The following is a 10325-nucleotide window of genomic DNA, read 5'->3' as shown; positions in this document are numbered from 1 at the left end:
CGACGACCGAAGACTTCTACGCACCCGAGTCCTCGGCGGCGTCATCAACGAGTACCGATACGCGGCCTGACGTGCAGCGATGACTTTCCGAGCCCCACAAGCTCCGGCAAGGTCGAGCTGTACGGGCAGGTCGCATCGTCGTCCCCGCACCCGCGGGGGTAGCTCCATGGAGGACCTGCAGAAGAAGCTGGACGACGCGTCGTCCCCGGACCTGATGAGGATTTGCGAAATTCCCCAGGTACGCTCTCGGCTCCCACTTGATTGACCCCGCAACGAACGGAGTCACCCGCTTCCGAAGGGAGCGGGCCGGAATCGGTTCCGGCCCCAGGCCCGTGTGTTGCAAATCGCGGGCCTTCCCTTGTCAGTGGTGCGCGATAACCTCCCGTCGATCACGATGACGCTGAGGGAGAATCACATGCCTGCGTGACTGGGCTCGCTGGGAGCAATCCGGCTGATGCGAGAGGCCGGCTTCGAGCCGCTGGACGAGTACGTGAACTTCAGCACTCCATGGAGGAGCAGACACATTGCCTGCGGGGCGATCGTCACCCCACGGCTCAGCAACCTCCGGAACTTGAAGATCGGGTGCCAGCCGTGCGGCGTGAAGCTGAGAAGCCGCACCCGATCTCTGGACGCGGAGACCGCGGTCGCCCGCCTCCGCAAGGCGGGCCTCGAGCCGCTGGAGCCCTACGTCAACTCACACGAGCCGTGGCGCTGCCGCCATCTCGCGTGCGGCCGGGAGGTAACGGCGACCCTCAACCGAATCCGCAGCGGCACCGGGTGTTGCTGGGCGTGCGGGGTGGCGAAACGCACCGCGACGACCCGCCTGGCAAAGACCGAAGCGGAAGCCCGGCTACGAGCAGCCGGCTACGAGCCTATGGCTGACTACCTGGGATCGAAAATGCCGTGGCCTGCTGCCCGCAGGGTCTCCCACACGGTGGAGGGGGCGGCCTTGATGCCGGGGACGGTGGATGCGCCGGTAGCCCCAGCCTGCGTTCTCGTGGGCCCGGCGCGGGACGAGAGCCTGGAGGGCGTAGGCGGGGCGGCGCGCATGAGATCGCGGTGCCACCTCGGGATCGTGTCCGGCGAGAGATCAGGTGCAGCTGCCGCGGCCTGGGCCTGGGGAGCCGGTGCAGGAGCGCGGCAGGGAAGGCACGGTCCGCCGCGGTGACGCGCGGCCTGTCGACCTGCCGCTGCAGGACGGCCGACCGGTGGCGCGGCGTCAATATCTCGATGTCCTTGTCCACATCGCTCGCCGGAAGCAGCCGCATGAAGGCGAACACGCCCGGCACGGCGAGGTAGGACAGTGGCAGCAGCACGGTCCAGCAGCCTGACACGCCCATCCGGCGAACGTTGGTCACTCACGGGAGCACGCGGTTCAACGGCTATGGATGGGGATTTCGGCACCCGCAGCGGGAGGCACGGCAAGAGCCCCGCTCATCCGTCACGCGGGGGGCGGACGAGCGGGGTCGGTCAGGCGGTGAGACGTGCAGGTCAGAGCTTGGTGACGCTGACGAACCCGAGTGAGCACAGTCCTTCGGCCTGGCACAGTCGATCCGAGGCGCCACCGATTTCGGTCTGTAGCAATTGGTAGTCGGCGCCGTGAGCGGCGCCCCACGCCATGGCGGCGCGCCACAGGGCGCGGCCGTGGCCGTGGCCGCGGTGCTCGGGCAGGACGCCGAGATACTGCGGCAGCAGCCGGGTTGCTCCGGCGTGGTCGGACATGGTCTCCATGGGGCCGATCGCGCCCACGACGCGGCCGCCGGCGGTGGCGGCCAGGACGGGTCCGACGGCATCGGCCTGCATCTGGCTGTGTAGGAACGCGAACCCGTCGCTGGTCAGCCGGTCGGCGAACGCGGCGAACGTATCCCTCACCGGCTCGGGCAGAGCGGCCACGGCACGGATGGGGCCGGGCTGGTCCTCGTGCCGGGGGCGGGCGAAGGACTTCATCTGCACGCGGGTCACGGCGGTGCCGGCCGGTGGCGTCTCTTCCGGGGCGTGGAAGGTGATCACCCGGGCGGTGGAGGTGTGGTGGCCGGCGGCGAGCTGGGCGGCCAGGCCCGCGGCCTCTTCGGCGGCGGGCCCGTAGGCGTAGACGGTGAGGGTGCCGTTGCCGCGGTTGCGCAGGGTGGGGATCAAGGTTCGCGCACTGGTGTGCTTAATGTGGTCGAGCAGTACGGTCTCGTCCTTCGTCTCGGTCCAGCGCTGATCCTTGTCGTACGGCAGGAACATGCCGGTACCGGCGACGCGCAGCACGTCATCGAACAGGGCCGCGCCCAGCGCGCCGGGGTGGACGGGGCCGATCGTCGGCACGTAAGGCACGCGGATCACAGGATGCAACCACTCCCACAGCAAGCGCATGAGGCCAACGCTACTCGCCCGCCACGCACGACTCGGGCCTCGGTGCAGGAGACACCGAGGCCCGAGCGGTTTCTACCGGTTACGACCGGCTAATGGGGGTTGTCGTCGCCCGCGGAGCAGCTGCACTTGGCGCTGTCCATGAGCTTGTCCACGTCGGCGATGCCGGTGATCTGGGTGATCGGCTCGGCCGGGGGGAGGACCGGCCGGGTGAAGTACGGCAGGTCACCGCCCCGGGTGGGCCCGCCGTCCGGAAGCGGGCGCCTCGGGGAGATTTCGACTGCTACAGCGGTCATGTGTTCACCCTGCTTTCTTTCGTCCGTGCTGGCAGTAAGCCGCCAGCGGGGCCTTCGCCTCCTGGAAGTGCTTGGCCAGGGGCCTGCATACGGTGCAGGAACCGGAGAGCGCGCATCCCGAGCAGCCTCCGGTGCGAAGCATCAGCCGGTCGGCGATGGCGCCGAGCCGGGCGAGGCCGCCGATACCCTCCTGCGGGAGGGAAATCTGGTCGTCGCGGCCGATCTTGCAGATGGACACCAGCCCATGCGGGTCCATGTGGAAGAAGGTGTGTCCTGCGTTGCAGCCCGTGAACTGCTTGCGCATGCGCAGGTGGTCCCTGGACTGCGCGGTGAGGACTTCCCCGCCGCCGTAGATGGTCGGCGTCATGTTCGTATACACCTCGTGCTCTACGCCCCAGCGCTCGCACAGGTCGATCATCGCGGTCTCTTCGTGCGCGTTGTCCTCGGTGACGATGACGCTCATGCGCAGCGGCAGCCGGGCGTGACGGGCGGCATTCATGCCCTGGACGAACAGGTCCCACGCGCCGGACCGTTGCGTCAGCTCGTCGTAGCTGGTCTTGGTCGCCCCGTACATGGACACCGTGACGCGGTACGGAGGGCATTCCTCGAACAGGCGCAGGATGTTCTCACGCCACAGCAGGGAGCCGTTGGTGGAGACCGTGAGCATCATGCCCAGTTCGAACGCGTGCCGGTAGGAACGCAGGAAGTCCTTGTCGATGGTGGGCTCACCGCCGGTGATCTGGAGCCACAGCACGCCGGCCTCGGCCATCATGTCCAGGCACCGCAGCTTGTCCGACAGCGGCATGCCGGAGTTCACCTTGAGCCCCAGATAGCAGTGCTTGCAGGCGTAGTTACAGCCGAGGTTGACCTCCCAGCTCGCTTTGCCGTAGCCCCAGGGAGACGTCTGCCGGACGAGCAGGAAGTCACCTGCCGACTGGCCTGTCACGTCCATGCCCCACTGATCGCGCACGGTGTCGACCAGCCAGGCAGGTGCGGGCTGGGCGGGGTCGTGGGAGCGCAGCTCCTCGTAGTTCGCTTCGGGCAGCAAAAGGCCGTTCTTGTGGCCGGGCCGCAGCAACACATGCTGTTCCAGGAACGGGCTGGCGATCAGATGGTGCACGTTGGCTTCCCTTCGTTCGGGAGGGATGGAGCCCTTTTGCCGCCCTGTCGGGGGCAGAGCGGCAAAGGGGAGAGGACCCCGGCGCGGGGCGGTGACCTGGCCGTGGGGGAACACGAGTCGGGCAGTTCACCCCCGCGCCGGGGGTGGAACCTGTCCGGCGACCCAGGCCGGAGGGGAGACATCCGGGCTGCCGGACAGGGGTCTATGCGGCGCGCTTCAGCTTTCGAAGCAACTCCTCCAGATCCACGAGCCGGAATGAGCTGAAGCGCCTGACCAATTGGGAGGCGAGGAACGTCGACAGGTTCGGGTGCCCGTACGGCAGTGGTTCGTCGGGCCGGCCTACGACCTGCACGCCTTGGTCGCCGTAGCCGTAGACGACACCGTGCACCCCGTACAGGGGCGCGCTCTGCACCAGGAACACCATGGGCCGGCGGTCGAGGTGCGGGCACAGCTCGGCGGCGGCGCGCACGTGCCGGGCGCACACCGGCGGCTGGTTCGTGAGCACCGGCACCCGGTGAGGATCCACCGCGGCTGGCCCGGCGAGGAAGACGTATCCGAGCGGGGTCCGTGCGGGTTCGGTGCAGACCTGGCAGCGCAGGGTCTGCATGGTGAGCCGCTGGCGGAAGGGGTGCATCAGCCGCCACTGGGGCCGGCCTGTCGGCATCTTGCTGTCGTCCACGGGGCCGAACGAGCACCGCCCCCACAGCACACCGCGCAGGTCCCGGTCGCGGGGATCCTCGTCTGTGTAGCGCAGCCGGTAGCGGCCCGGCCCGGGCGTGGCCAGCATCAGGTTGGCGGGGGCGGCTTCCTCTCCCTCGCGCTGGATGACAAAGGGGATCAGGGACGGCTCGGCGCGCACAATGTTCTCTCTCAGGAGCGTGATGGTGAGGGCGGGTGTCCGGGCGTGGGTCATGCCACCTCCCGCAGGCAGCGCGCGGCGACGAGCCGGTCGAGGAGCTCGCCGGCGATCCAGCCTAGTCGGCGCAGGTGCCCTATGGCCTGTCGGCGGTCACTGGGAACGTTCTCGGCGGACAGCGTGCGGGCCTGCTCGATGAGCTGCGCCGTGGCGGCGTCCCGCCGGTCTTCCTCGACGGCAACGGCGATGGTGACCAGCCGCGCGAGGTGGCCGCGGAGCCGTTCGGCGATGGCCTCGGTGTCCTCCGCGGGTGGGGGGACGTCGTCCAGCGCGGCCGCGGCGTCGTCCAGGACGGCCTCACCGTCGAACGGCTGCCACTCGCGGACCTTCTCCAGGATGGCGGCGAGATCGCCCTCGGAGAGCGGCGGCGTCCACTGCGACACGGAACGGGGAAAGTGCTGCGTGGTGGCTGTCACCGGCCGGCCCCGGGCAGAGGGAGAGCGCACCAGGCACATGCGCCATCCTCGCTGAAGCCCCAAGTGCCGCCCAGCTCCTTGACGAGGATGTCCACCAGGAACAGACCGCGTCCGCTCTCCGAGTTGCTTTCAGGGCTCCCCGGAGCCGGAACCGGCGAGGGCGTTTTGTCGTCGACTTCGAGGCGCAGTACGCCTGTCGTAGGCATCCAGCCCCGCACATCGAACGCAGTGCAGCGTCCGTGCTGCACCGCGTTCGTGCACAGCTCCGACATCACGATCAGGAGAGCGTCCGATTGGTCGCCGGGCAGCCGGCAGTGACAGCGGATCCACGCCCGGATGACGCGCCGTGCCACCTTCACACTCGACGGTTCCGACCGGACTGTCATCCCGAAAGAGGGGAGTGCAAGCCCTGCGGCTGCGGGTGGAAGGGCTGCTAACGCGCTGACGGGTTCAGCGACTCTGCGGAGCATAAGGAGGAACTCCCTGGTTCGCGATTGTGCACGCTTGGGCACTCTGAGCGAGTTGCTATGAGCGTGGCAATCAGCTCTGGACGGCTCTACCCCCAAAACGCCCTCGGGATCTGGCGCGAAGTTGACGCACTTCCTCGGCTCTTCCTCGGTTCATCCTCGGAACCGATAAGTAGCGTCTGCATGGGGCGACTTGCCAGGGAAAGCGTTCTACCGTCGGGCAGTGACGCGCTCGGCAGAAGGATGGGAGAGACCGTGTTGTTCTTCCGGCACGCCTGTGAAGCCCGCGGTATCCGCCACCCCGACGACTTCCTGGCGAAGTATCGGGAGGCTGCCGCACGGCTGAATCTCCGGAACGTGGACGAGCCAGCCCCGAAGACCATCGAGGGGTGGCTCTACGAGGGCCGGAAGCCGCAACGGGTCTTCCGGCCGGTCATCGTCGAGATGCTGGGGTACAGCATCGACACGTTATGGACGCAGACGCCCGACGGCGCCTCGCCCAAGTTTGCCCCGCTCGCGGGCGCGTCACCGACTGCACCCTGCACCGACTCCGGTGTGGGCCTGGACGACATGAAAAGGACGGGTGCGATGGCTGTGCGACGCGCAAAGGATTTCCTCCTGGGGGCCGACCGCGAGCGAGTCGGTGAGGACACGCTGGGCCTCCTCGACGACGAGGTGCAGCGGCTCGTCGCCGCGTACCCGCGCGAACCTCTCTCGATGATCTGGGACGACCTGCTGGAGACCCAGGAACAGGTCTTCCGCTTGCTGGAAGGCGGGAGGGTCCGGCCGTCGCAGCTGCGTGAACTGAACATCAAGGGCGCCCTGTTGTCGTTCATGGTGGCCAAGGGTTTCAACGACATGGAGGTCCCCCACCAGGCCCTGACCATGACCCGCGTCGCGGCCGCCTGCGCCAGGGACGCCGAACACGCCGGGCTGATCGCACTCACCGACGGCCTCAAGTCGCTCATCGCCTACTGGGCGGACAAGCCCACGGACGCCTACCACTACGCCAGCCAGGGCGCAGCGACGGCGGAGCACCTGCGCGGAACGGTCAGCCTGTGGCTTCTCGGCCTCCGGGCGCGCGCCGCTGCCGCGCTCGGAGACGAGGAGACGGTGCGCGCCGCCAACCAGCAGGCCGCCAGCCGGCGCGATCGTGTCGTCCCCGACGACCTGGACGCCCTCGGCGGGCTGTTCACCTACGCCCCGGAGAAGCAGCTCTACTACACAGTGGAAGCCGAAACCCTCCTCGGCCACGGCGATGCACAGCTCGCCGCGCAGGCAGAACAGGCCGTGCAGGGGTTCAGCGACCCGAGTGCCCCGAACTGGGCGTTCGGAGATCTCGCAGGGTCCCAGTGCGACCTGGCGCTTGTCCGGCTCTTCGGCGGGGACCTGGATGGCGCTGCCGCAGCCATCCGTCCGGTGCTCGACCTGCCCGCCTCGCACCGCAACAACGGCATCGTCACGTCGGCGCTGCGCGTCCGGCATGCGCTGATGAGCAGCCCCGCCCGAGGGGCCGCCGTCGCGCGGGATCTGCGCGCGGAGATCGAGGCTTTCCCGGCCAGCCGACCCGCTCTGCCCCACGGGTAGAGTCCGGGGCATGTACCCGGTAAAACGTTCCAGCGAACGCCTTGACCTGCGGGAACTCGCATCAAACGACGTGGACGCAGTGTTCGGCATCTACGGCAACGCCGAAGCAACAGAACATCTGAGTTTCGATCCACGCACCCGCGACCAGGTCGAGCAGATCGTGGCTCGATCCGTCACCGCGGCCACCGCAACGCCCCGTACCGAGTACGCCCTCGCGGTTGTCGAGCGCGAGACGGCCGAACTGATCGGGTTCGGCCGTCTGGCCATCGACCCCCACCAGCAGCGCGGAGCCACGATGGGTTTCGCGCTGCGCCCCGCTTCCTGGGGTATGGGGTACGGCCTGGAAACGGTGAAGCTGCTTCTCGACGTCGGGTTCGACGACTTGGGCCTTCACCGTGTCTGGGGCGCACGGTCGCCCCTCAACACGGCCTCTGCCCGGACCATGGAGGCCGCGGGCATGGTCGAAGAGGGAACGATCCGTGAGCACGTGCTGAAGGCGGGGAAGTGGCGTGACTCCGTGGTGCACGCCATTCTCGATCGGGAGTGGCACGCCGCCCGCTGAGCAACTGCGCAGCGGGCCATCCCTGCGTCAGATGGTGCCGCCGAAGCCGCCCAAGGGCGCCTTGGACAGCGGGTCGTCCTGTGGGTCGAGGCGGGGCCGGTCATAGACGGTGTTGGCCGTGTTCATCTCCGGTGACCAGCGGCCTCGCCGGTTGCGTTCCCGCAGGCGCATATCGACGGCGATCATGTCGGTGTTGGCGCCGGCCCGCAGACTGTGCGCCCGCATCTTCTTCCCCCTTGATGTAGGGGATCCCGGCCTGGCGGCGAAAAGCTCCACGCGCTCGTTGACCGCGCCGCCCTTCATGCGTCCCCTCGCCGGGTGGCGTACGCCCGGGAGGCGAGTTGATCCGTGAGTGTCAGGACCCGGAACACCGGCTGAGTCAGGCCGCCGGCGCCGCTTCGCAGTAGGGGCCATCCCTGCGGGTGCGGGGAGCAGGACCGCCTGTTCGTGTTCGCCACCGGGTCCGAGGGGCCATCCCCGCGGGTGCGGGGAGCAGCCGACGACGAGGCGGATTGGGTCTTCGACCACGGGGCCATCCCCGCGGGTGCGGGGAGCAGCCCGGCAAACCCCGGCAATGGGGGGTCCAGTGGGGGCCATCCCCGCGGGTGCGGGGAGCAGCCGCGTCAGTGCGGCCTCTGCGTCGGCCCGAAGGGGCCATCCCCGCGGGTGCGGGGAGCAGTCCTCATCGAGACCCGCGGCGAAGGCGGCTTCGGGGCCATCCCCGCGGGTGCGGGGAGCAGATCACCGCCGGGTCCCAGCCGTCGGCCTCCGGGGGGCCATCCCCGCGGGTGCGGGGAGCAGCGGTAGGTGGCGACCGCCCGGCGCACGCCGGGGGGGCCATCCCCGCGGGTGCGGGGACGACCCTCGGCGCGCGATGTGGTCCGGGTCGTCGCTCGAGCAACCCCCGCGGGTGCGGGGACGACGGATCTCGGGTCATGGTCATCACGAAGCGCCCCGAGCAACCCCCGCGGGTGCGGGGACGACTCCGTCCCCTCGATACTGAGCGGAGCGGTGAGGGAGCAACCCCCGCGGGTGCGGGGACGACCGTCTCGGACAGATGCGACACGCGCGGCTACCGGAGCAACCCCCGCGGGTGCGGGGACGACCGGCGCTTCCCCGGAGAGGACACCGTGCCCTCCGAGCAACCCCCGCGGGTGCGGGGACGACCACGGGGACGCGCTGAGGGGCGCTGAGGAAGGCGAGCAACCCCCGCGGGTGCGGGGACGACCCGATGACTGGGAGGTGAATCCGTACCGCTGCCGAGCAACCCCCGCGGGTGCGGGGACGACGAAGGGCTCTCCAGGGTGACCGAGGACAAGGGCGAGCAACCCCCGCGGGTGCGGGGACGACGACCACCCAGCGCGGTCCGGCGGGCGTCTGATGGAGCAACCCCCGCGGGTGCGGGGACGACGATCACGCGCCCGTCTGTCCCGCGCGTGCCGTAGAGCAACCCCCGCGGGTGCGGGGACGACGCGACCGAGTCCGTCACCCTCGACACGTCGACGGAGCAACCCCCGCGGATGCGGGGACGACTCACAGCAGCACTCGCGGAGGCTGCACCGGCCCGAGCAACCCCCGCGGGTGCGGGGACGACAGCGCGTGCGTCGGCGCGAACACCAAGCCGCCGGAGCAACCCCCGCGGGTGCGGGGACGACGCGACCGGACGCGCGACCGGTCGGCTAGCGTCGGAGCAACCCCCGCGGGTGCGGGGACGACGAAGCGGACCAGCATCGGCCACGCTCTGGATGCGAGCAACCCCCGCGGGTGCGGGGACGACGTGTGGCGGCTGAAAGTCACTACCTGGGTGTAGGAGCAACCCCCGCGGGTGCGGGGACGACAGACCCAGGCACCCGCCACCGCCCCGGCCCGCTGAGCAACCCCCGCGGGTGCGGGGACGACTGCCTGCGGCGAGGAGAGTACACCGGAGGCCGGGAGCAACCCCCGCGGATGCGGGGACGACCGCCAGTCGGGCCCTGGCCGTACGGGATGCGGAGAGCAACCCCCGCGGGTGCGGGGACGACCTCACCGGGTGGGGCCTGGTCTCCGGGGTCGACGAGCAACCCCCGCGGGTGCGGGGACGACGCAGTCCGGGGAGCGCGGCCAGGCTGGCGACAAGAGCAACCCCCGCGGGTGCGGGGACGACCTATGGCGCGGCGGGTGGTGCGGCGGGTGAGGGGAGCAACCCCCGCGGGTGCGGGGACGACCATTCCCCCGGCTCCGGCTGCGCAGGGTGTCACGAGCAACCCCCGCGGGTGCGGGGACGACCGCGCGCCGGGCACGGGTCAACTACCGGCCCTGGAGCAACCCCCGCGGGTGCGGGGACGACGGACCGGATGCTGTTCGTGCGGCGGTATGTGCGGAGCAACCCCCGCGGGTGCGGGGACGACTCCACGCCGGGGTCTCCGTCGAGCTGCTCGAGCGAGCAACCCCCGCGGGTGCGGGGACGACGCGGCCGGGAGACGGCCTGCTCCCCCCTCTGGGGAGCAACCCCCGCGGGTGCGGGGACGACGCCTTAGAGTTCCTAACAAAGGCGTTGGACGTGGCGGTGGGTGATGAGGCAGGTGGCGAGGCCGAGGAAGGCTTCATGGATGTCGTCGCGTCGTTCC

At 69.9% G+C, this 10325-nt stretch carries 9 protein-coding genes and 1 CRISPR repeat array; of the genes, 2 read left to right on the top strand and 7 right to left on the bottom strand.

Annotated features, from left to right (window positions below; translation table 11 throughout):
- Window positions 1-1491 precede the first annotated feature (1491 nt).
- The 6 genes from ACZ56B_RS32070 to ACZ56B_RS32045 form a co-directional block, all read right to left on the bottom strand.
- Window positions 1492-2358: a GNAT family N-acetyltransferase gene (locus tag ACZ56B_RS32070; protein ID WP_468798385.1), complete on the bottom strand. Its 867-nt coding sequence runs from the start codon at window positions 2356-2358 to the stop codon at window positions 1492-1494.
- A gap of 89 nt (window positions 2359-2447) precedes the next feature.
- On the bottom strand, window positions 2448-2651 hold the full coding sequence (locus tag ACZ56B_RS32065) for a hypothetical protein (RefSeq protein ID WP_468798382.1): 204 nt from the start codon (window positions 2649-2651) through the stop codon (window positions 2448-2450).
- A 4-nt stretch (window positions 2652-2655) separates the two neighbouring features.
- On the bottom strand, window positions 2656-3771 hold the full coding sequence (locus ACZ56B_RS32060; protein ID WP_468798379.1) for a radical SAM protein: 1116 nt from the start codon (window positions 3769-3771) through the stop codon (window positions 2656-2658).
- A gap of 202 nt (window positions 3772-3973) precedes the next feature.
- A complete protein-coding gene (locus ACZ56B_RS32055) occupies window positions 3974-4684 on the bottom strand; it encodes a hypothetical protein (protein WP_468798376.1) in 711 nt (236 codons plus the stop codon).
- A complete protein-coding gene (locus ACZ56B_RS32050; protein WP_468798373.1) occupies window positions 4681-5070 on the bottom strand; it encodes a DUF6415 family natural product biosynthesis protein in 390 nt (129 codons plus the stop codon). The genes ACZ56B_RS32055 and ACZ56B_RS32050 overlap by 4 nt, the downstream gene beginning before the upstream one ends.
- 29 nt (window positions 5071-5099) lie before the next feature.
- On the bottom strand, window positions 5100-5489 hold the full coding sequence (locus tag ACZ56B_RS32045) for an ATP-binding protein (protein ID WP_468798370.1): 390 nt from the start codon (window positions 5487-5489) through the stop codon (window positions 5100-5102).
- Window positions 5490-5825: 336 nt separating this feature from the next.
- On the opposite strand from ACZ56B_RS32045, the gene ACZ56B_RS32040 reads away from it, so the two are divergent.
- Window positions 5826-7157, top strand: coding sequence for a hypothetical protein (locus ACZ56B_RS32040; RefSeq protein ID WP_468798367.1), 1332 nt, complete (start codon window positions 5826-5828; stop codon window positions 7155-7157).
- Between the two features lie 10 nt (window positions 7158-7167).
- On the top strand, window positions 7168-7719 hold the full coding sequence (locus tag ACZ56B_RS32035; protein WP_468798364.1) for a GNAT family N-acetyltransferase: 552 nt from the start codon (window positions 7168-7170) through the stop codon (window positions 7717-7719).
- Window positions 7720-7746: 27 nt separating this feature from the next.
- Here the strand turns inward: ACZ56B_RS32035 and ACZ56B_RS32030 are convergent, their stop codons facing one another.
- The gene (locus tag ACZ56B_RS32030) at window positions 7747-7944 is read right to left on the bottom strand and encodes a hypothetical protein (protein ID WP_468798361.1); all 198 of its coding nucleotides are present in this window, start codon (window positions 7942-7944) and stop codon (window positions 7747-7749) included.
- Window positions 7945-8553: 609 nt separating this feature from the next.
- Window positions 8554-10228: direct repeats of the CRISPR family, unit length 28 nt; unit sequence GAGCAACCCCCGCGGGTGCGGGGACGAC.
- Window positions 10229-10325: the final 97 nt, after the last annotated feature.

The organism is Streptomyces sp. NPDC034670, from assembly GCF_055574875.1.
The sequence above is the reverse complement of the archived record's forward strand: the minus strand, read 5'-3'. Positions and strand labels throughout refer to the sequence as shown.